At 61.2% G+C, this 26,094-nt stretch carries 27 protein-coding genes; 16 read left to right on the top strand and 11 right to left on the bottom strand.

Translation table 11 applies throughout. From position 1 onward, the window contains the following. Window positions 1–2: 2 nt before the first annotated feature. On the top strand, window positions 3–1,184 hold the full coding sequence (locus ACA051_RS12430; RefSeq protein ID WP_497374988.1) for an acetyl-CoA C-acetyltransferase: 1,182 nt from the start codon (window positions 3–5) through the stop codon (window positions 1,182–1,184). 252 nt (window positions 1,185–1,436) lie between these two features. Here the strand turns inward: ACA051_RS12430 and ACA051_RS12425 are convergent, their stop codons facing one another. After that, window positions 1,437–2,039 carry an NADPH-dependent F420 reductase gene (locus tag ACA051_RS12425; RefSeq protein WP_497374986.1) on the bottom strand — a complete coding sequence of 201 codons (603 nt, stop codon included), beginning with the start codon at window positions 2,037–2,039 and terminating at the stop codon, window positions 1,437–1,439. A 113-nt stretch (window positions 2,040–2,152) separates the two neighbouring features. Between ACA051_RS12425 and ACA051_RS12420 the strand changes: the two genes are divergently transcribed. Beyond that, window positions 2,153–3,055, top strand: coding sequence for a LysR family transcriptional regulator (locus tag ACA051_RS12420; protein WP_497374984.1), 903 nt, complete (start codon window positions 2,153–2,155; stop codon window positions 3,053–3,055). 93 nt (window positions 3,056–3,148) lie between these two features. Here the strand turns inward: ACA051_RS12420 and ACA051_RS12415 are convergent, their stop codons facing one another. From ACA051_RS12415 to ACA051_RS12405, 3 genes are all read right to left on the bottom strand, one after another. After that, window positions 3,149–4,468, bottom strand: coding sequence for an Nramp family divalent metal transporter (locus ACA051_RS12415; RefSeq protein WP_497310063.1), 1,320 nt, complete (start codon window positions 4,466–4,468; stop codon window positions 3,149–3,151). 77 nt (window positions 4,469–4,545) lie between these two features. Next, window positions 4,546–5,070 carry a DUF3833 domain-containing protein gene (locus tag ACA051_RS12410; RefSeq protein WP_497310062.1) on the bottom strand — a complete coding sequence of 175 codons (525 nt, stop codon included), beginning with the start codon at window positions 5,068–5,070 and terminating at the stop codon, window positions 4,546–4,548. 10 nt (window positions 5,071–5,080) lie between these two features. After that, a complete protein-coding gene (locus ACA051_RS12405; protein WP_497310061.1) occupies window positions 5,081–5,614 on the bottom strand; it encodes a chalcone isomerase family protein in 534 nt (177 codons plus the stop codon). Window positions 5,615–5,777: 163 nt separating this feature from the next. On the opposite strand from ACA051_RS12405, the gene ACA051_RS12400 reads away from it, so the two are divergent. From ACA051_RS12400 to ACA051_RS12385, 4 genes are all read left to right on the top strand, one after another. Further along, on the top strand, window positions 5,778–6,572 hold the full coding sequence (locus ACA051_RS12400) for a hypothetical protein (RefSeq protein ID WP_497310060.1): 795 nt from the start codon (window positions 5,778–5,780) through the stop codon (window positions 6,570–6,572). A gap of 56 nt (window positions 6,573–6,628) precedes the next feature. Then, a complete protein-coding gene (gene yddG / locus ACA051_RS12395) occupies window positions 6,629–7,552 on the top strand; it encodes an aromatic amino acid exporter YddG (RefSeq protein WP_497374982.1) in 924 nt (307 codons plus the stop codon). 81 nt (window positions 7,553–7,633) lie between these two features. Next, a complete protein-coding gene (locus ACA051_RS12390; protein WP_497374980.1) occupies window positions 7,634–8,305 on the top strand; it encodes a glutathione S-transferase family protein in 672 nt (223 codons plus the stop codon). Between the two features lie 234 nt (window positions 8,306–8,539). Then, window positions 8,540–9,127, top strand: coding sequence for a hypothetical protein (locus ACA051_RS12385; protein ID WP_497374978.1), 588 nt, complete (start codon window positions 8,540–8,542; stop codon window positions 9,125–9,127). A 3-nt stretch (window positions 9,128–9,130) separates the two neighbouring features. Here ACA051_RS12385 and ACA051_RS12380 read toward each other — a convergent pair whose 3' ends face one another. From ACA051_RS12380 to ACA051_RS12370, 3 genes are all read right to left on the bottom strand, one after another. Continuing rightward, window positions 9,131–9,847, bottom strand: coding sequence for an alpha/beta hydrolase (locus ACA051_RS12380; RefSeq protein WP_497374976.1), 717 nt, complete (start codon window positions 9,845–9,847; stop codon window positions 9,131–9,133). Window positions 9,848–10,030: 183 nt separating this feature from the next. After that, window positions 10,031–11,143: a succinylglutamate desuccinylase/aspartoacylase family protein gene (locus ACA051_RS12375; RefSeq protein ID WP_497374974.1), complete on the bottom strand. Its 1,113-nt coding sequence runs from the start codon at window positions 11,141–11,143 to the stop codon at window positions 10,031–10,033. A gap of 205 nt (window positions 11,144–11,348) precedes the next feature. Continuing rightward, window positions 11,349–12,128 carry an ABC transporter substrate-binding protein gene (locus ACA051_RS12370; protein ID WP_497310054.1) on the bottom strand — a complete coding sequence of 260 codons (780 nt, stop codon included), beginning with the start codon at window positions 12,126–12,128 and terminating at the stop codon, window positions 11,349–11,351. Window positions 12,129–12,374: 246 nt separating this feature from the next. On the opposite strand from ACA051_RS12370, the gene ACA051_RS12365 reads away from it, so the two are divergent. Continuing rightward, window positions 12,375–13,019 carry a type 1 glutamine amidotransferase gene (locus tag ACA051_RS12365; RefSeq protein ID WP_497374972.1) on the top strand — a complete coding sequence of 215 codons (645 nt, stop codon included), beginning with the start codon at window positions 12,375–12,377 and terminating at the stop codon, window positions 13,017–13,019. A 192-nt stretch (window positions 13,020–13,211) separates the two neighbouring features. Here the strand turns inward: ACA051_RS12365 and ACA051_RS12360 are convergent, their stop codons facing one another. After that, window positions 13,212–13,646: a rhodanese-like domain-containing protein gene (locus tag ACA051_RS12360; RefSeq protein WP_497374970.1), complete on the bottom strand. Its 435-nt coding sequence runs from the start codon at window positions 13,644–13,646 to the stop codon at window positions 13,212–13,214. Window positions 13,647–13,748: 102 nt separating this feature from the next. Here ACA051_RS12360 and ftrA point away from each other — a divergent pair, with 102 nt between their 5' ends. Beyond that, a complete protein-coding gene (gene ftrA, locus ACA051_RS12355) occupies window positions 13,749–14,723 on the top strand; it encodes a transcriptional regulator FtrA (protein WP_497374968.1) in 975 nt (324 codons plus the stop codon). Between the two features lie 93 nt (window positions 14,724–14,816). On the opposite strand, the gene cobF is transcribed toward ftrA, so the two are convergent. Continuing rightward, the gene (gene cobF, locus ACA051_RS12350) at window positions 14,817–15,572 is read right to left on the bottom strand and encodes a precorrin-6A synthase (deacetylating) (RefSeq protein WP_497374966.1); all 756 of its coding nucleotides are present in this window, start codon (window positions 15,570–15,572) and stop codon (window positions 14,817–14,819) included. Further along, a complete protein-coding gene (locus ACA051_RS12345) occupies window positions 15,572–16,132 on the bottom strand; it encodes a histidine phosphatase family protein (protein ID WP_497374964.1) in 561 nt (186 codons plus the stop codon). Before ACA051_RS12345 ends, cobF begins: the two co-directional genes overlap by 1 nt. A 341-nt stretch (window positions 16,133–16,473) precedes the next feature. Between ACA051_RS12345 and ACA051_RS12340 the strand changes: the two genes are divergently transcribed. The 8 genes from ACA051_RS12340 (at window position 16,474) to ACA051_RS12305 (ending at window position 24,672) form a co-directional block, all read left to right on the top strand. Next, on the top strand, window positions 16,474–17,325 hold the full coding sequence (locus ACA051_RS12340; protein WP_497310048.1) for a MurR/RpiR family transcriptional regulator: 852 nt from the start codon (window positions 16,474–16,476) through the stop codon (window positions 17,323–17,325). 2 nt (window positions 17,326–17,327) lie between these two features. Beyond that, window positions 17,328–17,972 (top strand): cysteine hydrolase family protein, encoded by a 645-nt coding sequence (locus ACA051_RS12335; protein WP_497310047.1) that lies wholly within the window; start codon window positions 17,328–17,330, stop codon window positions 17,970–17,972. Next, window positions 17,969–19,300, top strand: a complete 1,332-nt coding sequence (locus tag ACA051_RS12330) for a glutamine synthetase family protein (RefSeq protein ID WP_497374962.1) — start codon at window positions 17,969–17,971, stop codon at window positions 19,298–19,300. Before ACA051_RS12335 ends, ACA051_RS12330 begins: the two co-directional genes overlap by 4 nt. After that, the gene (locus tag ACA051_RS12325; protein WP_497374960.1) at window positions 19,284–20,036 is read left to right on the top strand and encodes an N-formylglutamate amidohydrolase; all 753 of its coding nucleotides are present in this window, start codon (window positions 19,284–19,286) and stop codon (window positions 20,034–20,036) included. The genes ACA051_RS12330 and ACA051_RS12325 overlap by 17 nt, the downstream gene beginning before the upstream one ends. A 56-nt stretch (window positions 20,037–20,092) precedes the next feature. After that, a complete protein-coding gene (locus ACA051_RS12320; RefSeq protein ID WP_497310044.1) occupies window positions 20,093–21,442 on the top strand; it encodes an APC family permease in 1,350 nt (449 codons plus the stop codon). A gap of 119 nt (window positions 21,443–21,561) precedes the next feature. Then, window positions 21,562–22,578: an arginine N-succinyltransferase gene (locus ACA051_RS12315; protein WP_497310043.1), complete on the top strand. Its 1,017-nt coding sequence runs from the start codon at window positions 21,562–21,564 to the stop codon at window positions 22,576–22,578. A gap of 61 nt (window positions 22,579–22,639) precedes the next feature. Next, window positions 22,640–23,674, top strand: coding sequence for an arginine N-succinyltransferase (gene astA, locus ACA051_RS12310; RefSeq protein WP_497374958.1), 1,035 nt, complete (start codon window positions 22,640–22,642; stop codon window positions 23,672–23,674). A gap of 128 nt (window positions 23,675–23,802) precedes the next feature. Beyond that, on the top strand, window positions 23,803–24,672 hold the full coding sequence (locus tag ACA051_RS12305) for an isocitrate lyase/PEP mutase family protein (protein WP_497310041.1): 870 nt from the start codon (window positions 23,803–23,805) through the stop codon (window positions 24,670–24,672). Window positions 24,673–24,791: 119 nt separating this feature from the next. Here the strand turns inward: ACA051_RS12305 and ACA051_RS12300 are convergent, their stop codons facing one another. Then, entirely contained in the window at window positions 24,792–26,033 is a 1,242-nt protein-coding gene (locus ACA051_RS12300) for a M20/M25/M40 family metallo-hydrolase (protein WP_497374956.1), read from the bottom strand. Between the last annotated feature and the right edge of the window lie 61 nt (window positions 26,034–26,094).

The following is a 26,094-nucleotide window of genomic DNA, read 5'->3' as shown; positions in this document are numbered from 1 at the left end:
CCATGCAAGACGTCGTTATTGTTGCCGCCACCCGTACCGCCATCGGCAGTTTCCAGGGTGCCCTGGCGAATGTTTCCGCCGTTGACCTCGGCGCTGCGGTGATCCGTCAGCTGCTGGCGCAAACCGGTCTGGACGTTGCTGAAGTCGATGAAGTCATCATGGGCCAGGTGTTGACCGCCGGTGCCGGGCAAAACCCTGCGCGCCAGTCCGCGATCAAGGCCGGCCTGCCGTTTACCGTGCCGGCGATGACCCTGAACAAGGTCTGCGGCTCGGGCCTCAAAGCGCTGCACCTGGCCACTCAGGCGATCCGCTGCGGCGACGCCGACGTGATCATTGCTGGCGGCCAGGAAAACATGAGCCTGTCCAACTACGTCATGCCCGGTGCCCGCACCGGTCTGCGCATGGGTCACGCGCAAATCGTCGACACCATGATCAGCGACGGCCTGTGGGATGCGTTCAACGATTACCACATGGGCATCACTGCCGAGAACCTGGCGGACAAGTACAACCTGACCCGCGAGCAACAGGACGCCTTCGCCGCGGCCTCGCAGCAGAAAGCCACGGCCGCCATCGAAGCCGGGCGTTTTGTCGATGAGATCACGCCGATCCTGATCCCGCAGCGCAAGGGCGATCCGCTGTCCTTCGCCACCGATGAACAACCACGCGCCGGCACCACCGCCGAAGCGCTGGGCAAACTGAAACCGGCCTTCAAGAAGGACGGTTCGGTGACCGCCGGCAACGCCTCGTCCCTGAACGACGGTGCCGCCGCCGTGATCCTGATGAGCGCCGACAAAGCCAAGGCCCTGGGTTTGCCAGTGCTGGCGAAAATCGCCGCTTACGCCAACGCGGGCGTCGACCCGGCAATCATGGGCATCGGCCCGGTATCGGCCACTCGTCGTTGCCTGAGCAAGGCCGGCTGGTCCATCGACCAACTGGACCTGATCGAAGCCAACGAAGCCTTCGCCGCGCAATCCCTGGCGGTGGCCAAGGACCTGGAATGGGACTTGAACAAGGTCAACGTCAACGGCGGCGCCATTGCGTTGGGCCACCCGATCGGTGCGTCGGGCTGCCGGGTGCTGGTGACCTTGCTGCACGAAATGATCAAGCGTGACGCCAAGAAAGGCCTCGCCACCTTGTGCATCGGTGGTGGTCAGGGCGTAGCGCTGGCGCTCGAACGGGCGTAAAGCGTTCAACAGACTGCGCGGGGACCCACGAAGAACCGCGCGGTCTGGTAACACCCTCGGTGTTCCTGTGTTGCATGTTTTGTGGCGAGGGAGCTTGCTCCCGCTCGAGTGCAAAGCGCTCGCAAAATCTTCGACAGTTGCCGATATTTTGGGGCTGCTTCGCAACCCAGCGGGAGCAAGCTCCCTCGCCACGGTCAGTGTCTGCATGAGCTGACTGTCATCAGAAGCACCGGGGTCTTCTTCGCCCAGCCGTCAGGCAAATTTCACCAGGTTCAGGGCTGGCAACGGGCCGCCTGGAAACTGCACCAGCTTCGCTCCCACACTCAGCGCCCCAAGATCAATCCCGAAGAACCCCAACTTCTCGATCAGCGCTGCCACTTGAGCTTTCGCCTCGGCGTCATCACCCGAAACAAACAGCACCCGCTGCCCGCCCTCCGCTGCCGGATCGCTCTCCAGCAAACGCGCTTGCAGATGATTGAACGCCTTGACCACCCGCGCACCGGGTACCCATTCGGTAAACAGTTCGCTGGACATACGCCCCTGCAAATCCACGGCTTTGAAGGACGGCGCCTCAATCGAGTTATTGGCATCGATGACGATCCGCCCGCCAAAATCCGGCAGACCGGCCAACGCTGTCGGCAATTTCGACCAGTTCACCGCCACCAGCACAATCGGCTGCGCGGCCGCTTCTTCACGGGTGCCAGCGCGTGCCGATGGCCCGAGTTCTTCCACCAGTGAAGCGAGCGTTTCTGGCCCACGGCTGTTGGCGATCACGATCTCAATGCCTTTGCGTGAAAGCGCCCGGGCAAAGGCTGAGCCAATGGCGCCGGCGCCGATGATTCCAATTTTGATCATGATGGTTCACTCCGAGGGGGTTGTCGTTGGAGTGAATACTGCGCTTGCCATTAGGGCTTGATTAGACGGTAATGCCTTGAATCATCTTCAAGCATTGCTATCAGGTGCCAGCCATGGAAACCCTTGCCAACCTTGAGTCGTTTGTCCGCAGCGCCGAGACCGGCAGCTTTTCTGCGGCGGCCCGCGTGCTCGCGCTGACACCTGCCGCTGTCAGCCGCAACGTGGCGATGCTCGAACGCAACATCGGTGTGCGGCTGTTCCAGCGCTCGACCCGCCACCTGTCGCTGACCGAGGCTGGCGAGCGTTTTCTGGCGAGCATCGGTGGCAATCTGCAGGCGTTGCAGTCGGCGATCAGCGCGGTGAGCAGCGATCAAGGTGAACCTGCCGGGGTGCTCAAAGTCAGCCTTGCGCCGACGTTTGGCATCGGTCATGTGCTGCCGTTGCTGCCGCAATTCCTCAGGCGCTACCCACTGATCAAACCCGAATGGCACTTCGAAAACCGCCAGGTGGACCTGATTGCCGAAGGCTATGACGCGGCCATCGGCGGCGGTTTCGAGCTGACACCCGGGGTCATCTCTCGAACATTGGCGGCGGCGCATGTGGTGGCGGTGGCCTCACCGGACTACCTCGCAGGGCACAGCCTGCCCGCCAACCCGACCGACCTGGCCCGATTGGAGGGCATCGTGATGCGCGGCACCCGCACCGGACGGATCCGGCAGTGGGACATGCAGGACGGCGCGGGCAATGAGGCGCAGGCGATTCTCAACGAAAACATCGTGCTCAACGACCCGGCCGCCATGCGTGAAGCGGCGATCCTTGGGCTGGGCGTGTCGCTGCTGGTGTTGCCGGACGTGGCCGCGAACATCCAGCGCGGCGAACTGGTGCGCCTGCTGCCCGACTGGCATGCCGATGCGGGGCCGATTTCGTTGTACTACCCGAGCCGGACGTTGATGCCGGCCAAGACCCGGGTGTTTATTGATTTTGTGGTGGATGCATTCCAAATGAAGACCGAGTAATCGTTCATCGCGAGCAGGCTCGCTCCCACAGGGGTTTGTGCTCACCGCAGATCCACTGTGGGAGCGAGCCTGCTCGCGATGAGGCCAGCCCAGTCACCCCAAAAACTGGAAGATTAACCAACTATTCGCCCCACTGATCACCCCAAACAACCCCCACGCCAGCACCCGCGTCGGCCAGCGATTCACAAACGGCCCCATCAATTTGTGATCGTTGGTCATGCGAATCAGCGGGTACAACGCAAACGGCAACTGCAAACTCAACACCACCTGACTCAACACCAGCAACTTGCCGATTGCGTTATCGCCCATCAGCCAGACGCCGATGAACGCCGGGATCAACGCCAGCCCCCGGGTTATCAGCCGCCGTTGCCAGCAGGGAATCCGCAGGTTCAGATAACCCTCCATGATCACCTGCCCCGCGATGGTCCCGGTAAACGTCGAACTCTGCCCCGAAGCCAACAGCGCCACGCCAAACAACACACTGGCCAAGGCGCCGCCCACCAGCGGGTCGAGCAAGTGATAGGCGTCCTGGATGTCCACCACATCGGTATGCCCGCTCTTGTGAAACGCCGCCGCGGCGAGGATCAGGATCGCCGCATTGACCAGCAGCGCCAACGCCAGGGAGCCAATGGTATCGATCCGCGCCAGTTTGACCGCGTCCTGCTTGCTGGCCAGGTCCTTGCCGATCATTCGGGTCTGTACGATCGAGGTGTGCAGGTACAAGTTATGCGGCATCACCGTGGCCCCGAGAATGCCGATGGCCAGGTACAGCGGCGCGGCATCGCCAATGGCTGACAGGGACGGCGTGAAACCACGGGCCACGTCCGGCCAGTACGGCTTGATCAGCAGCAACTCGACGAAGAAACACACGCCGATGGTGCTCACCAGCACCAGCATGATCGCTTCCAGGCGGCGGAAACCACGGTTTTGCAGGGCCAGCACCAACAGCGTGTCAAACGCGGTCAGCGCGATGCCGACAGTCAGCGAACAACCCAGCAGCAAGTGAAAGGCCAGCGCACAGCCGAGCACTTCAGCCAGATCGGTGGCGATGATCGAGATTTCCGCCAGCACCCACTGGGTCCGGGCAGTCCGCGTGCTGTAGCGCTCCCGGGACAGTTGCGCCAGATCACGACCGGTGGCGATGCCCAGGCGCGAACACAGACACTGCACCACCATCCCCGCCAGACTCGCCAGCAGCACCACGAACAACAGGCTGTAACCAAAACGCGAACCCGCCTCGATGGCGGTCGCCCAGTTGCCCGGGTCCATGTAGCCGATGGACACCAGTAAGCCAGGACCGGCAAAGCGCAGCATTCGCTTGAAGAATGAGGCGCGAGGATCAACGGCCACGCTGCCCGCCACTTCCGGCGGGCAAAACGGCGCCGTGGCGACTTTAGGCAAACTGAATTTCACGCAAACATCCGTCGACAGGTGGAAAAGCGCAGCTTAGACGTTTCAGCCCACGCGCCCAAGGGGCAGATGCCCGGGTATCAGGCGCCGTGGCGGCGGAAGAACAAGGTCACCTGGCCCAACTCAACACCGAACTTGGTCATGGCTGAGCGATTGGCCATGGTGTTTTCGTCCAGCAAGTACATCCAGTCGTCGAAATGCACCTGGTAGACCTTGTCGTCCACCGGCAGGCTGAGTTCATAGCGCCAGTGCAGCGCGTTGCCGGCGACCTCACCGCGGGACTCGCCGACCACATCGCCCGCCGTACCGCGCCAACGGCCGGGGCCGTCAGGGTACAACGTCCAGACACGGGTCTGCTTCGTACCGTCGCTGTAGGTAAAGGCTTCATGCATGATCAGGTTCTGGCCGTCCATTCGGCTGTTGATCAGCACATGAAAGCGCTTGATCACCTCGCCCGAGCGCTTCTGGAACATTCCCCAGCCATCCACTCGCCCGACGAAGAACCCGGGTAGATCGAGCTTGGGGTTTTGCTCGCTGTAGCGCTGCACATCGACGCTGCAACCGGCCAGGCAGACGCACAACACCAACAGCAGATTCTTCAGCATGTCATGCACCTCAAGGCTTGGCGCTGCCCAGCAACTGCTGGCGCAACTCGGGATTACGTGTACGTGGGTCGAGCCAGATATCGAAAAAGGCCCGGGCGAATTGCGGGTCTTTCACTTCGTGTTGCGGCTGCTGGCCGACAAAGAATCGCGCGCCCTGCCCCGGCAAATAAACGCCGGTAATGCGGGTGCCAGCTTTTACATCGACGAACGACTGTTGCATCTGCACCTTCCAGCGCTCGAGTTGCTCGGCGCTGACCGAGGCGCCGGACAACCGCTTGATTTCATCGACACTGGCCTGCACCAGATCATCGCGGGAAATGCTGCGCTGATAGATCAGTTCCAGGGCAAACGGCTGGTCCGGCGCCAAGGGCCGGGCCGCACTCCAGAGCCGAGCGTTGTAAACATCGAACCCGAACACCCGAAACTCGCCGGTGCCGATGATCTGCGCACCGGGCAATGCCTCCTGCCAATTGGCCAAGGCCTGGGTGCCTAACAATCCCAGCAACAACACACCGTGGTGCAGGCGTAATCGAGGTCTGTTCATCGCGTTCTTTTCACCTTGGGCATCCGCTAAAAACTTATACGCAAAGTATGATTTTGTACAATTATTTGAGCCGCAAGCTTTGTATACAAAAGCTCCTCATTCCTAGAGCAATCCACCGTCCGCAGTGCTAACGTTAGCCCACACTCAGGTCGGAGACGTGTGCGTGTTGATGCTTAAACTGCTGGTGATTCCTGGTTTTCTCTTGTTGATTTCACTGGCTGGCAAACGCTGGGGCCCGAGCGTGGCCGGTTGGCTGTCGGGATTGCCGGTGGTGGTCGGGCCGATTCTGTTCTTCCTTGCCATCGAACAAGGTCAGGTGTTCGCCGCTCAATCAGCGACGGCGGCGTTGTCGGCGATGTTCGCGATGATTGCCTTCTGCGTGACCTACGCCCAAGTCGCTCAACGGGCGGGATGGCCATGGGCGTTGACGATTTCACTGCTGGTCTGGGCCGCCGTGGCCGTGGTGCTCTCGATGATTCCACCCTCGCTGGTGTTCTCGGTGATTGCGGCCGCCACCGCGCTGCTGGCGGCGCCGTACCTGTTTCCCAGCGCGCAACCCATCGTTACAGGCCCGGCGCCGAAGTCCGACAGACTGCTGCTGCGCATGATTGCCGGCGCCCTGCTCACCCTCGCCGTAACATTACTCGCCAGCACCGTCGGCGAAGGCTGGAGCGGTCTGCTCGCAGTGTTTCCGGTGCTCGGCAGCGTGATGGCGGTGTTTTCCCAGCAAACCCGCGGCCCGGCGTTTACGGCCGCATTGCTGCGGGCGACGGCGACCGGCATGTATTCGTTCGCGGCGTTTTGCCTGGTGTTGGCGCTGGCGTTGCCCGACATGGGCATGAGCGCGTTTGCACTGGGTGTGGCGGTATCAGTGGGAATGTTGGGCATCACCCGGCGCTTGCTGGCGCGACCGGCCCACCCGACGACCGAGACTGGACGATCAGCGATCAAACGCTAAGCTCCTTCACATCCAGAGGGCCAGGATGTCGCCCGCTACGTGCTGAAGGAACAGACATGAGTCTCGCATCGTCCCTCGTCCGTACTCCCCACTCAGCCACCGCCGTTGGCGTGATCGCGATAGTTCTCTGGTCCTGTCTCGCGCTGTTGACCACCCTCACCGAAGGCATTCCCCCCTTTGAACTGCTGACGCTGAGCTTCGGCATAGTGTTTGCGGCGAGCCTGGTCATTCTCGGTCGACGCGGGCTCGCCGGCTTCAGTAGCTGGCGACAGCCCTGGGCCGTATGGGTGACCGGGTTCGTGGGCATTTTCGTTTATCACGCGCTGTATTTTTTCGCGCTCAAAGTCGCCCCGGCGGCCGAAGCCAGTCTGATCAACTACCTGTGGCCGCTGTTGCTGGTGCTGCTCTCGGCGTTCTCGGCCGGGGAAAAGCTGCACAAACGACAAATGCTCGGCGCACTGCTGGGACTGGCCGGCACCGCGTTCATCATGCAACAACATGGCCCGGAAGCTGGAGCATCGATGCCCATCGCCGGTTATCTTGCGGCCTTCGGCTGTGCGTTGATCTGGGCCGGTTACTCGGTGATCAACCGACGGTTCAACGACGTGCCCAGCAGCATTATCGGTGGGATCTGCGGTATGTCGGCCGTGTCCGGCCTGATCTGTCACCTGGCCTTCGAAACCACGGTGCAGCCTGATCCCGGCCAATGGACCGCGATTGTGGTGCTCGGCCTCGGGCCGGTGGGAATGGCGTTTTTTGCCTGGGACCACGCCACCAAACACGGCAGTCTGGCGACACTGGGGGCGCTTTCCTACCTGGCGCCGTTGATTTCGACGTTATTGCTGCTCGCCGTGGGACGCAGCCATGCCGGTCCGATCCTGATCGTCCCTGCCGTGTTGATTATCGCCGGGGCGGTGATCGCCACGTCGAGAGCAAGCGATAGAACCTCCGCAACACGTTCGATCGTTCCGAACGAGTAGAGCAATAACCTTGTACGTCAATCGAACAGGTTTGCCCCACCATCAGCCTCAGTTCCTAACCCACTGACTGAGGCCTACACCATGAAATTCTTTTTCCACCCTTCGCCGAACCCGATGAAAGTTGCTCTGTTGCTTGAAGAACTGCAAACGCCCTACGAATTGATCGGCGTTGATACGTTCAAGGGCGAACAACATCTGGCGGCTTTTATCGCAATCAACCCGAACGCCAAGGTTCCGGCCCTGATCGACGGTGAGGCCACTGTGTTCGACTCCCAGGCCATCATGCTGCACCTGGCGCAAAAACATCAGCGCTTCCTGCCGAGCTCCGTCGCCGGCCAAGCCGAACTGTTGTCCTGGCTGATGTTCATCGCCACCGGCCTGTCGCCGTTCTCCGGTCAAGCCGTGCATTTCCTGCACCACGCGCCGGAAGACCTGCCCTACGCGAAAAACCGCTACCTCAAGGAAGTCGAACGCCACTACCGCGTGCTCGACCAGCGTCTGGCCGATCATCAATACCTGGCCGGCGACACTTACAGCATCGCCGACATGGCACTGTGGGGCTGGGCCAGCTACGCGCATTACATCCTCGGCGAGAACGGCCTGGCGGCCTACCCGAACGTCCAGCGTCTGTTCGATGAAATCAGCGCCCGCCCCGCCGCCCAGCGTGCGCAGGGTCTGAAGGAGAAGCTGGTGCTCAAGGCCGAGTTCGACGAAGAAACCCGTCGTAACCTGTTCCCGCAGAATCAGGCGTAAGAATGTTTGGAGGTGAATATTTGTGGCGAGGGAGCTTGCTCCCGTCCGGCTGCGAAGCAGTCGCCATTCCTGCCAGTGCGGTTTATCTGAATAAGCGCAGGGGCCGCTTCGCAGCCCAGCGGGAGCAAGCTCCCTCGATACAGGGGAGCCTCCAACCGTTATTGCGCGCTGGAATGCATTACAGCCTCCATGGGATGATCGCACCCAAAGCGCGATCATCCCTGGAGTTTTTGAATGTCATTGTTGAGTAAAAAAGCCATTGTCCTGTTACTGACGGCGGCCGCCAGCCTGGGGGCTTTGAATGCCTATGCCGCCAAGGCCACTGCCAGCGACAAAGCGCCTGTACAAGAGGTCTCGATGCTCGGTGGCAAGTTCAAGTTCACCCTGCCCAAGGGCTTCATCGCCAACCCGCTGCCGGCCGGCGACGCGGCTGCCGGTACTGCCGGGGCAACGGGCACCATGTACACCAACCAAGCCACCAAAACCGTGGTAATCGCCGCCGAAAATACCATTCCCGGTGGCGCCAACGTCAAGGACAACGACGGCCAGTTCCTCGATTCCGCAGCGGCCGACTTCGCCACTGAGCAAGCCAAGGCGCTGCCCGACTTCACCAAGCTCAGCGAAAAAAGCCTGACCCAGAAAGGCACCGGCCTCGGGTTGCGGCAGATTGACAGCACCGCCACCCAGGGCGGCGGCAAAACCCTCGGCACCACACTGATGGCCGCGTCCAACACGCGCATGGCGATCGTTCAGGTGATTTCCCGCCTCAGCGACAATGGCGGCCACGAGACGCTGGTCAAACAGATCGTCAGCGGCAAATAAGATTCAAGGGTTGAGGCGCTGCAACCAGGCGCTCAAATCCTGTATTTCGGTGGCACTGATGCTGTGACCGACACCCGGGTAGGCATGAAACTCAGGCTTGAGTGACAGGCTCTGCAACAGGCTGTCGGCCTCGGTGCCGTCGATGTACGGCAAGCGTTTGTCTACCGTGCCATGACCGATGAAGATCGCCAGCTTCTGGCGTTTTTCATCCGGTTTCAGTTCGGATTTCAGCACCGGCAGAATCCGCCCGCTCAGGGCCGCAATGCCGCCAACCGCTTCGGGATGACGCAACGCCACCTCGTAGGACATGATCGCGCCCTGGCTGAAACCCACCAGGAACACCTTGTCGGGTTCGGTGTGATATTTCTTCGCCGCCTGTGCGATGAAATCCAGCAGCACCTGGCCGCTGGCCTTCAAATCATCGGTCTCACCGTTGTAAGCAGCGTTGCCCTTCTCGCGAAACCACTTGTAACTACCCTCTTCCATCGTCATCGGTGCCCGCACGGACAGGAAGTTGTAGTGCGCCGGCAACTCATCCTTGATGTCGAACAGATCCTGCTCGTTACTGCCGTAACCGTGGAGGAAAATCACCAGGGGCTGGTGGCGGGATTCGGGATTGGCCTGCTCCAGGTACTTGAGCGGCAGATCGGTGTGCAGCGGGGTTTGAGCGTGGACGGTGGCACTGGCCAGCAGCGTCAGCAGAGCGAGAAATTTCAACATAAACCTTCCTTCACGGAGCGCAGGATTCGGGGCAGAGCCTAACACCGTGAAGCTTGCCGGGGGATTTTCGGTGTGGCTGATGCCGCCTTCGCGAGCAAGCCCGCTCCCACAGGGGAGTGCATTCCAAATGTGGGAGCGGGCTTGCTCGCGAAGAGGCCCGGCAAGGCACCGAAGATTCTGCAACTAATCGTTGACCAGTTTCCCCACTCGAATCGGCTCACGCCCCGCCACTTTCGCCTGCCACGTTCCCGGCTGTGTATACCGCCCGCGATCAATCGCAAACAACACACCGCTGGTGCCGGCGCGCACGGTGGTCACGCGGTCGCTGAGCGGATCAACCACCTCAAACAGCGCATCGCCCTTTTCCACCCACTCACCTGAATCACGCAGAAAACTGACGACACCGTGATGCGGTGCAAACAGGTATTCGGTGCCCTCGAACGGCATGCCTTCGCAGCACTCGCTCGGTGCCGCAGGCCAGGTGCCGGTGATGAAACCCTGCTCGGCGAGGAACCCGAGAATCGCCTCGCAATTGGCCTGGGCCTGATCGACCCGCGTGTCGCCCATGCTGCCCAGCTCCAGCGTCGTCGCCAGGTTGGCCGGCGGAATCGCCGCCTCGGGGAAGGCCCGCGCCAGGCGCAGCCACGGCGACGAACAGGACTCATCAAATGAACTGCCACCGGAATCTTCACAGAGCAACGCCACCCCGGCCTTCAGACGCGCGGCCAGGGATTGCCACTGCGGCCAGTGTTGCGGCAAGGCGTACAAATGAATGGCCGCGTCGAAATCACAATGCAGATCCAGCGTGATGTCGGCGTCGCAAGCGTGGCGAAGCAACAGGCGGTGCATGGCTTCCAGTTGCGAGGCCGGTGCCGGCAACTCGTCGAGGACCCGACCCATGGTCTGGCGAATCAACGCGATGTTGGCCTGCGCATCTTTACCCAACTGGTCGCCAATCAACGCGGCCACCGGAGCGCTGAGTTCAACGAAGGCGCGGTTGAAGTTCTTGCCGCTGCCCAGCTCGAAGCGACCCATGTGACTGCCTTGCAGGTGCTGGTCAAGGCCGATTGGATTGGCTACCGGCACCAGCTCGATCACGCCCTGCAACTGGCCCTGGGTTTCGAGTTCGGCCAAGCGCTTCTTCAGCTCCCAGGCCGTGCGCATGCCGGGCAACTCGTCAGCGTGCAGGCTGGCCTGGATATAAACCTTGCGAGTGCCGGCGCCATAGCGAAACACGCTGAGGGTGCGTTCGGTGCCCAGGTGGCTCCAGGGCAGAGGATGGTCGATGCGTTGCATGGGGACTCCTGAATGGCTGAACGGCGAAAATCACCTGTGGGAGCGGGCTTGCTCGCGAAGGCGTCGTGTCAGGCAATATCAATGTCGACTGACACGACGCCTTCGCGAGCAAGCCCGCTCCCACAAGGGATTTCATTTCAACAGAGAGAGCGCATAAAAAAAGTGGCAACCGCGTCAACGGTTGCCACTTTTTTAAACGGCTTGATTACTTGCCGTAAACGTCAAAGTCAAAGTACTTGTCTTGCACTTGCTTGTACTTGCCGTTGGCGCGGATTTCGGTGATGGCGGTGTTGAATTTGTCCGCCAGCGCGGTATCGCCCTTGCGCACAGCAATACCGGCGCCGCCGCCGAAGTACTTGGCGTCTTCGTAGGTCGGGCCGACGAAAGCGAAGCCTTTACCGGCGTCGGTTTTCAGGAAACCGTCGTCCAGGTTGACCGAGTCGGCCAGCAGCGCGTCAACGCGACCAGACACCATGTCCAGGTTGGCTTCCTGCTGGGAGCCGTAGCGAACCAGGTTGATACCGGCCGGCACCAGCACTTCGGTGGCGAAGCGATCGTGGGTACTGGCGCGCAGCACACCAACTTTCTTGCCCTTGAGTTCGGTCAGCGGGTCCTTGATGTCGGTGCCTGCCTTCATCACGAAACGAGCCGGGGTGTGGTAGTACTTGATGGTGAAATCGACGTTCTTCTTGCGATCGTCAGTGATGGTCATGGACGACAGGATCGCGTCGATTTTCTTCACTTTCAGTGCCGGGATCAGGCCGTCGAACTCTTGCTCGACCCAGGTGCACTTCACTTTCATCTGCTCGCACAGTGCGTCGCCGATATCGACGTCGAAACCGGTGAGTTTACCGTCAGGGGTTTTCATCGAGAATGGCGGGTAACCGGCTTCGATACCGATGCGGATCGGCTTGGCGTCATCGGCCACAGCCGTCAGGGACAACATCGACAGTGCCAGAGCACCAAACATCACTAGCTTCTTCATTTATAACTCCTGTGTGCGGAGGCTTTTATTGGCAGCTTTCGAATGACTTTCGGTCGGTGACGATCGAAGTGGCCGGCAGTCTAGAACGGCTTACGGAGGGCCAATTGTGTTTAAGCGACAAATATTTATAGAAAAGTTGCCACCCCATTCAAAGCCCTTGAAGCGTGCGCCAAGTCGGTGCAAGGACTGTAGGACAAGCGCTTTTTTCAGACAAAACCTACACGCAAAAACTACAAGAGAACCCCGATGCCTACATTGAATCTGATCCAGCACCACCCCGCCGAAGGTCCTGGCGCCATTGCCGAATGGGCCAGGTCCCGAGGATTGACGCTGGACATCTTTCGCGCCGATCTCGGTCAGTTACCGTCGGTAAGTGCGGCACCCGTGATTGTATTGGGCGGACCTTATGAATCCAACGCCGGGCCGGCATGGCTGGAAGCAGAACGGCAGTGGCTGGCGGCGAGCCTGGATCAGGGCGCTGCAGTGTTTGCGATTTGTCTGGGGGCGCAGTTACTGGCGTTGACTCTGGGTGGGACGGTGCGGCGGATGGATCGAACTGAAACCGGCTGGACCATCGTGACATTTGGCGATGGCCAGGCACTCAAGGTGCTGGAGTGGCACGAAGACGCGATCAACCTGCCGACCGATGCGCAATTGTTGGCCAGCAGTGATCAATGTGAACAGCAGATGTATCGCGCGGGGCCGACTCGGGTGGGCTTGCAGTTTCATCCGGAGTGGGATGCGAAGTCAGTGGCGACGCTCAATGCGCACTTTGGAAATGAGTCGCCGTTGCCCCGGGGGGAGCAGGACAGCGCCGCCCATGCCGCCGTGTTCGAGTGGTTGCAGGCGACGCTGGATGGGTGGTGGGCAGCGTCCTCAAGCAGTCGCTGAACTTAAGGGTTGATGGGGTTCTATGGCGAAGTAGGGCTTTTGTGGCGAGGGAGCTCGCTCCCGCTGGAGTGCGAAGCGCTCCCAAAATCTTCGACAGTTACCGAGATTTTGGGGCTGCTGCGCAACCCAACGGGAGCAAGCTCCCTCGCCACAGAAGCTCCCTCGCCACGATGGTTCAGCGGTGTCTGAATATCAGCATTCGCAGCCGATGGCGGTGGTGGCAGGCCGTTGCACCACAGCACTCAATTCCAACCCCTCATCCAGCCACCCGGTCACGCCGCCGATCATCTCCTTGACCGGGTAACCCAGCGCCGCCAGTTTCACCGCCGCCTTGTGCACGCCGTTACAGTGCGGCCCGGCGCAATAGACCACGAACAAAGTGGAGGTCGGGTAGTGCGCCAGGCCCTCGGCGGTGAGCAGGCGTCCCGGAATGTTGATCGCGCCGGGCACATGCCCGCGTTCAAACGCCAACGGTCCGCGCACATCCACCAGGACAAAATCCACATCGCCGGCCTGTTGACTGCTGTACACGTCGGAACAGTCGGTTTCATAGGTCAGACGGTTACTGAAGTGCATCAGGGCAATGGCCGAAGGGGCTGCGGGAATGGCGCGGACCAGGCTGGTCATGGGCGGTACTCCAAAGTCTTGAGTGGGTGTGAGAAGACTTTATCCACCCGAAGCTTGCGGCTACAGTGGCGTACAAGACACTTACCGGGAACTTTCCGCCAAATGCAACCGAACCCTGGATTGGTCGCGATCCTGGCCTACGACGGCCTCTGCACCTTTGAATTCGGTATCGCCGTGGAGATCTTTGGCCTGGCGCGGCCGGAGTTCGACTTCCCTTGGTATGAGCATCGTATCGTCGCTGTGGATCAGGGCCCGATGCGCGCCATGGGCGGCATTCAGGTGCTGGCCGATGGCGGCATGCAACTGCTCGAAGACGCCCGCACAATCATCATTCCCGGTTGGCGCGACCGCAGCGCGCCGGTACCGGAGCACTTGCTCGCCGCCCTTCGACAAGCACATGCGCGGGGCGCACGATTGCTGTCGATCTGCTCCGGCGTGTTTGTGCTGGCGGCGACCGGTCTGCTGGACGGTCACGGCGCCACCACGCATTGGCGCTACGCCGCTGAGTTGGCCGACCGTTTTCCGAACATTCTGGTGGACCCGGATGTGCTCTACGTCGATTCCGGCCAACTGATCACCTCGGCGGGCAGCGCGGCGGGGATCGATGCGTGCCTGCACCTGGTGGCGCGGGATCTAGGTACGCAAGTGGCGAACTCGGTGGCGCGGCGCTTGGTGATGTCGCCGCAACGCACCGGCGGGCAGGCGCAGTTTATTCCTACGCCCGTCAGCCCGACGCCGCGCAGCGATTTGTCCCGTGTCATGCAGTGGGCGCGGGAGCGTTTGCACGAACCGCTGGAGGTTCGCGAACTGGCGAACGAGGCGGCCATGAGTGAACGCACGTTCCTGCGCCGGTTTACCGAGGCCACGGGCCTGCCGCCCAAGGCGTGGTTGCAGCATGAACGGCTGGGGCGGGCGCGGGAGTTGCTGGAGAGCACCGGGCAAAACACCGAGCAGATTGCCGAGCAGTGTGGGTATCGCTCGGTGGAGAGCTTTCGCGTGGCGTTTCGGGGGGTGGTCGGCGTGCCGCCGTCGGTGTATCGGGAGCGGTTTGGGCGTGGGGGCAAGGCAGTTTTTTGAGGTGCGCTTGAGGGCCTCTTCGCGGGCAAGCCTCGCTCCTACAAAGGCGACGCAATACCCGTAGCGAAGACGTCAGCCCAGACACCGCTGTCCTCAGGGCTTACGCAACAGGTAGGTATCCATAATCCACCCATTCGCCACCCGCGCCGCCTTGCGTACCCGCTCAATCTCCGGCGCCACGTCCTTGAGCTTGCCGCTGATCAAAACCTCATCCGGCGTCCCCAGGTAAGCCCCCCAATAAATCTCCGTCTCCTGATCCGCCACCTGATGGTAGGAATCTTCGGCATCGAGCATCACCACCAAGCTGTCGGCATCGCTCACCTGCCCCGCCGCCAGCCGACGGCCGGTGGTGATTTCAATCGAGCGGCCAATGCGATTCAGTGGCACTTTGTGCTGCGCCGCCAGCGCCTGAACGCTGGTGATACCGGGGATTACCTCATACTCGAACGCACAGCGGCCCGAAGCCAGGATCGCCTGCAAAATCCGCAGGGTGCTGTCGTACAACGCTGGATCGCCCCACACCAGAAAACCGCCGCACAGGCCGTCGGACAGTTCCTCATTGATCAGCCGCTCGAAAGTCTGCTGCTTGGCGAGGTTCAGATCGTCGACACTGGTCTTGTAGTCCACCTCCCCGCGCTCGCGCTCCGGGCTGTGGGCTTCGACGAAGCGGTAGTCGCGATCGGTGATGTAGCGCTCGCAAATCTCACGGCGCAGGTCGATCAATTTGTCTTTGCTCTGGCCCTTGTCCATCAGGAAAAACACGTCGACGAGGTTCAGTGCCTTCACGGCCTGCATCGTGATGTACTCGGGGTTGCCGGCGCCGATGCCGATGACCAGAAGCTTTTTCATCACATTGCTCCTTCAAGCAAACGCAGGCGCCAGCGGCCGGTGAACCGCAACTCGATGGCCGACAACGGTTCGACGTCAATCAGGTTGAATGCCTTGGCCTGCAACACCTGCGTAAGTGCCGCGCGAATGACAAAGGGATGGGTGATGGCAAGGAAATGCCCCGGTGTTGCCTCAAGGGACTGGAGCCACTGCGCCACGCGCTCAGCGAGTTGCGCAACCGACTCACCGCCATGGGGCGCCGATGTCGGGTCATCGCACCAGGCCTGCAGCGCCACGGGCTCGGACTTTTGCAGGTCATTGATCCGAACCCCGCTCCACCGTCCGAAGTCGCAATCCCTCAGTGCCGAGACGATTTCAACGTCATTGCCAAACAATTCGGCCGTCTGCTGCGTCCGTAACTCCGGCCCACAAAGCAAGCGTGGAACCCCCTCGAACTGGCCGCTACGCGAACCCTTGGCCGATTGGTCATAAAACTCCAACGGCTCATTTGTAGGAAAACGCGCCAATTTTTGTGCGACGGTTCGAGCGTGGCACATCAGGGTCAAACGAGTGTCCTGCACGGTTTATCACCCTGTCGATGAAATGGAAAACGGCACGATGCCGCAGATAATGACGCAATTGTGCCCCAAGAAGCGCGATCCAGGGCGTTTCCTTTGAACCAGCAATCACGGGACACAGGCAAGTTGAATGGTTGAAATTCGGCAATCTCCGACAACCTTATGGGCGATGGACTACAAATCCAGTCGACTTCCTCGTAGCCCTCAGCGCACGGGCTTTTCGCCCCATTTTGGGGCCTGGAAAAACCACGGAAAAATTCACTAGACATGTAGCATGCGCTACATAAATACTGTTTTAGCGATTTATGAAACAAAACCGACATACCCATCCAGCAGGAGCCCGGATGCCCTCTCTCAGAGACCTGATCACCGATCCCGGCCTGGACCTTACGCCGGCAGAACGCAAAGTCATCCGTGCCTTGCTGGACCAGTACCCGCGTAACGGACTGGGACCGATGTCACGCTTGGCCGAACATGCCGGTGTCAGCGACCCCACCATTGTGCGGATGGTGAAAAAACTGGGTTTCGGCGGTTATGCCGATTTCCAGGATTCCCTGCTCAGCGACATGGATCACCGCCTCCGCTCCCCCAGCGCCTTGTTGCAGCTTCGCTCTCATCAGAAAGGCGACGCCTGGAGCCATTATCTGGCGGACGCTCATCGGGGGCTGGTGGACACCCATGCGCTGACCCAACCTGAGGATGTGCGAATTCTGGTGGAGTGGCTGCTCGAAACCCGCCATCAGGTTCACTGCTTTGGCGGGCGCTTCAGCAGTTTCCTCGCCAGTTATCTGCTCAACCATTTGCGCCTGCTGCGCCCTGGCTGTTTCGCCCTGGAAGACAACGCGCAACTGCCGGACCGGCTGTTCGACGTGCAGCGTCAGGACGTGGTGCTGGTGTTCGACTATCGCCGCTATCAGTCACAAGCCCTGCGCGTGGCCAATGCGGCGAAAAGTCGATACGCCCGGGTGGTGTTGTTCACGGACATCTATGCTTCACCGCTGCGGGAAATGGCCGACCTGATTATCAGTGCGCCGGTGGAATCGGTGTCGGCCTTCGACACCATGGTCCCGGCGCTGGCCCAGGTCGAGGCGCTGATTGCCTGCCTGACCCTGCGCAGCCCGGAGCTGGCCGATCGCCTGGAAGGCATCGATGCCCTGCGAACCGATTTCGACACCCACCTGCTGGAGGATAAATAAGGATGTTCACGTTCCCCCACCACTCGCCCCGGGACTTGCCGTTCACTGCCGATCACACCGCGCTGTTGCTGGTGGACATGCAGCGTGCCTGGCTCGAACCGCAGTTCGACCCGCACCTCAACGGACCGGACGGCGAGTACTTCCTGACCCGCACCCACATGCAGGTGGTGCCCAATCAACGCCGATTGCTCAGTGCCTTTCGCAGCGTGCGGCAAAACGTGCTGCACACGATCATCGAAAGCCTGACCGCCGATGGCCGCGACCGCTCGCTGGACCACAAACTCTCGGACATGCACTTGCCCAAGGGCAGCCCCCCGGCGCGGATCATCGACGACCTGACGCCGACAGAAAACGAAATCGTTCTGCCCAAGACCTCCTCCGGGGTCTTCAATTCCACCAACATCGACTACGTGCTGCGCAACCTTGAAACGCGGCACCTGATCATCGCCGGCATCGTCACCGACCAGTGCGTGGACATGGCGGTGCGTGATGCCGCCGACCGTGGCTACCTGGTGACGCTGGTGGAGGATGCCTGTGCGACCTACACGCCGGAGCGTCATCAAGCCTGCCTGAACGCGATCAAGGGTTACTGCTGGATCACCGACACCCAGACCGTGCTCGGCCGGTTGCAGGAGATGCAACCATGAGCGAACGCCTGTCGCCCCTGCCCATGACCACCCTCGTCACCACCGACCTGATCGGCGTGACCCGTGGCCGCTCGTTCCCGACCGACGAACTCGAACATTACCTGGCGACGGGCTGCGGCTGGGTGCCGGCCAACAGCACCCTGACCCCGCAAGACATCATCGCCTCCACCAACCCGTGGGGCGCTTATGGCGATTTGCGCCTGATTCCCGATCTGAGCAGCCGGGTGACGGTCAGCAATGGCCCGGATGCCACGGCTCCGGCGCTGGACTTCATCCACAGCGACATTCACGATACCGATGGCCGCCCGTGGGGCGCCTGTCCACGCACGTTGTTGCGCAATGAAGTGGAGCGTTATCGCGCCGAGCTCGGTTTGCAGGTCAACGCCGCGTTCGAACACGAGTTCAACCTGAGCATCGACGCGGCCGATCAGTTGGCGTTCTCTCTTGAGGCTCAGCGCCAGGGCGCCGAGTTCGGTGGCTGGCTGCTCAGCGCCCTGCGCGCTGGCGGTGTCGAGCCGGAAATGTTCCTGCCCGAATACGGCAAGCATCAATACGAAATCACCTGCCGCCCTGCTCTCGGTGTGGCGGCGGCGGACCGTGCGGTGAACGTGCGTGAAATCACCCGCGAGATCGCCCGGCAGATGGACCTGGACGTGAGCTTTGCGCCGAAGACGTCCGAGCATGCCGTGTGCAACGGCGTCCATCTGCATGTCAGCCTGCTGGACCTGGACGGCCAACCGCTGATGTACGACGCCGGCACGATCAATGGCCTGTCGACCCTCGGCCAGCACTGGGCCGCCGGCATCCTGCATTACTTGTCGGCGCTGTGCGCGTTTACCGCACCGACACCGGTGTCCTACGAACGCTTGCAGCCGCATCACTGGAGCGCGTCCTACGCCTGCCTCGGCCAACGCAACCGCGAAGCGGCGCTGCGGATCTGCCCGACCGTGAGCCTGGGCGGAAAATCGGTGGCGGCGCAATACAACCTGGAATTTCGCGCCATGGATGCCACGGCGTCGCCGCACCTGGCCATGGCCGCACTGCTGATCGCCGGTCGCCTGGGCATCGAGCAACGCCTGGCCTTGAACGCGATCACCGATGAAATCCCCGACTCCCTGAACGAAGAACAACGCCAGGCCCGTGGCATCGTCGCCCTGCCCGCGTCCCTTGCCCAGGCGCTCGAGTGCCTGCGCAACAGCGAGGCGCTGATCGAAGCCCTGCCGAGCGCGTTGATGGACACCTGGTTCGCCCTTAAAACCGAGGAGTTGACGCTGACGGAACAGCTGTCGCCCGCCGAACGCTGTGAGCACTATGCACGCCTGTACTGAATCCGCTGAACTCGGTCTTTTTACCGAGCCCGCGTACACCCTGAGTCGCGAAGACTCAGCGCACCCGTTGATTCTGGTGTGCGAACACGCCAGCCGTTTTATTCCACCCGGTTTGAATGACCTGGGTTTGAGTCACGACGCGGCTCGCGAGCATATCGCCTGGGACATTGGCGCGCTGGCGCTGGCTGAAGGTTTGTCCCAGGCACTGGGGGCGACGTTGCTGGCGGCCAATTACTCGCGACTCTTGATTGACCTCAACCGCCCGCGCCATGCCCCGGACAGCATTCCGTCGCAGAGCGAGATGTATCAGATACCGGGCAATCAGGATCTGGACGAGGCCGCGCGCGAGTACCGCCGCGAATGCCTGTTCAAACCGTTTCATGCCCGGCTGCAAACCTTGATCGACCAACGTATCGCCCAAGGGCGACCGGTCCGGGTGGTCGGCATTCACAGCTTCACACCGGTTTACCATGGCCAGCCCCGCGCGCTGGAAGTCGGCGTGCTGTTTGGCGAAGCCAAGGGCTACGCCCAACGATTGATTGACGGGTTGAGCCAGCATCCCTTGAAGGTCGCCGGTAATGAGCCGTACAAAATCAACCCGCTGGGCGACATGACCGTGCCGGTCCATGGCGATGCACGAGGACTCGAATCGGTGTTGATCGAGGTGCGCAACGACCTGTTGCGCAGCCCTGAAAACGTCAGTCGTTGGGCAGGTTATCTGGCTCCGCTGTTATAAAAAATCGTGTCAAACCCGCAGCGTGCAGCTGCTTTCATCCCAAGGAGTAGGGCTTCATGGAAATAGAAGAATTCGGCTACAAGCAAGAGTTGAAACGTAGCCTGTCGCTGACCGACCTGGTGGTGTACGGGATGATCTTCATGATCCCCATCGCCCCGTTCGGGGTATACGGTTACGTCAACGCCGAAGCGCCCGGGATGGTGCCGCTGGCCTACATCATCGGCATGGTGGCGATGCTGTTCACCGCCCTGAGTTACGGCAGCATGGCGCGGGCCTTTCCGATTGCCGGCTCGGTGTATTCCTACGCGCAACGCGGCCTCAACCCGCACGTCGGGTTTATCGCCGGTTGGCTGATGCTGCTCGATTACCTGCTGATTCCGCCGCTGCTCTACGTGTACGCGGCCATGGCGCTGAATCACCTTTACCCGGACATTCCCAAAGTCGGTTTTATCCTGGCGTTTCTGGTCAGCGCGACCTTCGTCAATCTGCGGGGCATCACCTTCACCGCCCGCATGAACATTGTCTTTCTGCTGGCGCAACTGGTGGTGCTGGGGATCTTCCTGTTCTACGCCTGGAATGCGCTGCACAGCGGCGGCGGCAACGGTCAACTGACCCTGGCGCCGTTGTATAACCCGGACACCTTCAATTTCGCCCTATTGATGCAAGCCGTGTCGATTGCGGTGCTGTCCTTCCTCGGTTTCGATGCGATCTCCACCCTCGCCGAAGAGATCAAGGGCGACCCGGGGCGCAGCGTCGGCAAGGCAGCGCTGATTACGCTGCTGGTGATGGGCGTGATCTTCGTCGTGCAAACCTGGATTGCCACTGATTTGGCGGCCGGCATGGGCTTCACCTCCGCCGACACCGCGTTCTATGAAATCGCCGAAATCGCCGCCGGCAGCTGGCTGGCAACCCTGACCGGCGTGGCCACGGCCCTGGCCTGGGGCGTGGCGGTCGCCATCACGTCGCAAGCGGCGGTATCGCGCCTGCTGTTCGGCATGGCCCGGGATGGCAAGCTGCCGAAAGTGTTGGCGAAGGTTCACCCGAAACACAACACCCCTTACCTGAGCATCTATCTGGTGGCCGTGCTGTCGCTGGTGATCTGCTACCTGTTTATCAACTCGGTAGACACCCTCACCTCGCTGGTGAACTTCGGCGCGCTGAGCGGTTTCATGTTGCTGCACCTGACCGTCATCAATTACTACTGGCGCCGGCAGAAGTCCGGCCAGGTGATCCGTCACCTGGTCTGCCCGGCGATTGGCTTCATCATCGTCGCGGCCATCATGTACAACATGGGTGTCGATGCACAAAAACTCGGTCTGATCTGGATTGCCTTGGGCCTGGTGTATCTGTTTTTCCTCAACAAGCTGGGCGCCAGCACGGCGTTGCCCGACCCGAGCAACGGCTGACAAGAAAAAGAGCGGCGTCTGACAGGAAATCAGGCGACCGCCGATTTAATGCGTGGAAACCGACAGTGATAGTCAGGTTCGGCACACAGCGCCGAACCCTTTGATACAGGAGTACATCCATGCTGGTCTTACGCCCAGTCGAGTTGACCGACCTGCCCCAGTTACAGCAACTGGCGCGCGACAGCCTGGTCGGTGTCACGTCCTTGCCGGACGATACTGAACGCCTGCGCCTGAGGATTCTCGACTCCTGCGCCTCGTTCGACCAAGACGTGAAGGCTCATGGCCCGGAGAACTATTTCTTCGTGCTGGAGGATCTCGCGGCCCGGCGTCTGGTGGGGTGCTCGGAAATCCTTGCCACCGCCGGCTTCAACGAACCGTTCTACAGTTTGCGCAACCGTCACTTCACCAGCACCTCCCGAGAGCTGAACATCGAGCACGGCGTACCGGCGTTGTCGTTGTGTCAGGACCTCAGCGGCCACACCTTGCTGCGGGGCTTTCATATCGACACGGCGCTGGTTCGCACAGCGTTTTCGGAGTTGCTGTCCCGGGCGCGCCTGTTGTTCATCGCCGCCCATTCGCAGCGTTTTGCGCAAGCGGTGATCACCGAGATCGTCGGTTTCAGCAGCGATGAAGGGCAGTCACCGTTCTGGGATGCGCTGGGCAAGCATTTCTTCGACTTGCCCTACGCCGAAGCCGAACGGCTCTGCGGTCTGGAGAGCCGGACCTTCCTCGCCGAATTGATGCCGCAATACCCGATCTACGTGCCGATGTTGCCCCAGGCTGCACAGGACTGCATCGGCCGGATCCACCCCGATGGCCAGGAGGCCTTCGATATCCTTGAGCGCGAGGGATTTGAAACCAACAGCTACATCGACCTGTTCGACGGCGGCCCGACGCTGTACGCGCGCACCTCGAACATTCTCTCCATCGCCCAAAGTCAGACCGGTACGGCGCAACGGACTTCGCCGATCGATGCGCGCGGCCGTTACCTGGTCAGCAACGATTCGCTGAAGGATTATCGCGCGATCGTCGCCGAGCTGAATGTCCAGGCCGGGCAACCGGTGGGGTTGAGCGCCGAGATGTGCGCCGCTCTGAACGTGACCGATGGCAGCCCGATCCGGCTGATTGCCCTGTGAGCATCACCCGGCCCCGTGCCCAACGACAGCGCCCGAACTGGCGCGAAGAAGGAGCTGCATCATGATTGTCCGCCCGATTCGCGTCACCGACCTGCCCGCCTTGATGGATCTGGTGCAACAGGCCGGCCCCGGCTTCACCACCCTGCCAGCCAACGAAGAACGCCTGGTGCACCGGGTGCGCTGGGCCCAACGGACCTTCGCCGAGCAGGTCGAGCGTGCGGATGCCGATTACCTGTTCGTGCTGGAAGATGACGATCAGCAAGTGATCGGCATCAGTGCGCTGGCCGGTGCCGTTGGCATGCGTGAGCCCTGGTACAACTATCGGGTCGGGCTGACGGTCAGTTCGTCGCCGGACCTGGGCATTCAGCGGCAGATTCCGACGCTGTTCCTGAATAATGAAATGACCGGCCAATCGGAAATCTGCTCGCTGTTTCTGCGCCCCGACCAACGCCACGGCAGCAACGGTCGGTTGCTGTCCCTGGGGCGTCTGCTGTTCGTGGCCGAGTTCCCGCACCTGTTCGGCGACAAGCTCATCGCCGAACTGCGCGGCAGCGCCGACGAACACGGCTGTTCACCGTTCTGGGACAGCCTGGGCCGGCACTTCTTCAAGATGGATTTCAGCCACGCCGATCATCTGTCGGGGCTGGGCAGCAAATCGTTCATCGCCGAACTGTTGCCGCGCCAGCCGCTTTACACTTGCCTGCTCACCGAACAGGCCCAGGCTGTCATCGGCAAGGCGCACCCAAATACCGAACCGGCGTTGAAGATCCTCAAGGCCGAAGGTTTTGTGCATCAGGGTTACATCGACATCTTCGACGCAGGCCCGGTGATCGAAGCCCCGGTCGCGAAAATCCGCACCGTGCGCGACAGCCAACCGCTGGTTTTGGCCATCGGCACGCCTGACGAGCAGGCCCCGGTGTGGCTGATCCACAACCGCCGCCTGGAAAACTGCCGCATCACCACCGCCCGGGCCAGGCTGGTGGGCAACAGCCTGATCGTCGACCGACTCACGGCCAAACGCCTGCAACTGCAACCGGGTAACTCGGTGCGGGCAGTGCCGCTGCCCAATCAACAGCAGCAGGCGGTGGCGGCGTGAACGGCCGTTGTCCAGCCGGTCTGTAAATTCGTCATCATCTTCCCCTCGTCCGCGTGATAGCCTTTTGTTCCTTCGGCGTTGACACCTTTGCTCAAGCCTTTCCATTCCTTTGTATTGGTGGAACTCATATGTCCAGGCTTTCTCATCAAGATTTACGCCGTAACTTCCGCGAGCTGTTTGCTTCCAACGCCTGCTATCACACGGCGTCGGTCTTCGACCCGATGTCGGCCCGCATTGCCGCTGACCTCGGTTTTGAAGTGGGAATCCTGGGTGGCTCGGTCGCGTCGTTGCAGGTGCTGGGCGCCCCCGACTTTGCCTTGATCACCCTCAGCGAGTTCGCCGAACAGGCCACGCGCATCGGCCGTGTTGCTCAATTGCCGGTCATCGCCGACGCCGACCACGGCTATGGCAACGCGCTCAATGTGATGCGCACCATCGTCGAACTGGAACGCGCCGGCATCGCCGCCCTGACCATCGAAGACACCCTGCTGCCGGCGCAATTCGGCCGTAAATCCACCGACCTGATTGGCGTGGCGGAAGGGGTTGGCAAGATTCGCGCAGCCCTGGAAGCCCGGGTCGACTCGGAAATGGCGATCATCGCGCGTACCAACGCCGGGATCCTGCCGGTTCAGGAAGTCATCAGCCGCACCTGTCATTATCAGCAGGCCGGTGCGGACGGGATTTGCATGGTGGGCGTGCGGGACTTCGATCACCTCGAACAGATTGCCGAACACCTGAGCGTGCCACTGATGCTGGTCACCTACGGCAACCCGGCGCTGCGCGACGACAAACGCCTGGCCGAACTGGGCGTGCGGGTGACCATCGATGGTCATGGCGCGTACTTTGCGGCGATCAAGGCGACTTACGACAGCTTGCGCGAACAGCGTCAGATCTTTGCCCAGGCCTCGGATTTGAGCGCTACCGAACTGACTCATACCTATACGCAGCCTGAGGAATATATCCGTTGGGCGGAAGAGTTCATGAGTGTGAAGGAATAGCGCTGCAGCAGGTGCACCGCGACAGTCACGCGCGCTGTAAGAACTCGATTTTCACCAACACCAAAAACCGCTGTGGCGATCCGACAAGCCCCCTCGCCACAGGGGACCATCGAGCCGCTTTAGTGCTTCGCCAACTCCATAATCATCCGCGACAGCAGGTAAATCCGCGGCGCCACACTCTCCACCTCCGCGTACTCTTCAGGCGTATGAATATTGCCGCCGACAATCCCGAACCCATCCAGCGTCGGCGTGCCCACACCGGCCGAGAGACTGGCATCCGCCGCCCCGCCGCTGCCTTCTTCCGTCAACTTACGCCCGATCTCGCCGTAAATCCCCTGGGCCATAGCCATCAGCCGATCCGATTCCGCCGTCTGCGGCATCGGCGGCAACCCGCGCTGAAGCGTGGTCGTGACTTCGGTTTCAGGAATCAGCTTGTCCTTGGATACCCGCGCCAGGTCCTTCTCGATCCGGTCGAACTCTTCCGGCACCGCCGCCCGCACGTCAGCCTTGGCCGTGGCCTGGTCCGGAATCACGTTGGTGCGCTCGCCCGATTTGATCACGGTGAAGTTGATGGTGGTTTTCTTCTCCGCATCGCCCAGTTTGCCGAGCTGCAGAATCTGGTGCGCCGCCTCCATCGCCGCGTTGCGTCCCAGCTCTGGTGCAACACCGGCATGCGCGGCTTTGCCTTTGACTTCCACCACCGCCGTCGCGCTGCCTTTGCGCCACACCACCAGGCCATCCGCTGGGCGGCCCGGTTCTAGGTTGAGGGTCACGTCGTGGGCCTTGGCGGTTTTCTTGATCAGGTCGGTGGCGATGTCCGAGCCGGTTTCTTCGCTGGTGTCGAGCAGGAAGGTGATTTGCGCGTAGTCCTTGAAGTCAAGGTTTTTCAGGACTTTCAGTGCGTAGATCCCGGCGACGATGCCGCCCTTGTCGTCCATCACGCCCGGCCCGTAGGCGCGGCCATCCTTGATGTGGAACGGGCGTTCGGCGGCCGAGCCTTCCTTGAAAACCGTGTCCATGTGCGCCATCAGCAGGATTTTCGCCTTGCCGGTGCCTTTGAGAGTCGCGATCACGTGGCTGCTTTTGTCCGGCGTGTTGGGCACGAGTTCGATGGTGGCGCCGAGTTTTTTCAACTCGTCGATGCCGATGTCGCGCACTTGTGTCAGGCCGGGGTCATAGCCGGAACCGGAGTCGATGTTTACCAGCCGCTCCAACAGTTTCAGGGCTTCACCCTTGTACTGCTCGGAATCGGCGAGGACTTGTTTGTGGGGTTCGGCAAAGGCTGCAGAGGAGAATGTACTGAGGGCGAGGGTCAGGCCAAGGCTGGTGGCCAGCAGGGAACGAGGGAGATTGAGCGTCATGAATCGATCCTTGTTTCGTGTCGGAGGGCAAAAACACCCTACCTGACTGCGACGCAAGGCT

Source organism: Pseudomonas sp. LBUM1669 (assembly GCF_059695705.1).
Note: the sequence above shows the minus strand (reverse complement) of the source record. Positions and strands in the feature narration are given on the sequence as shown.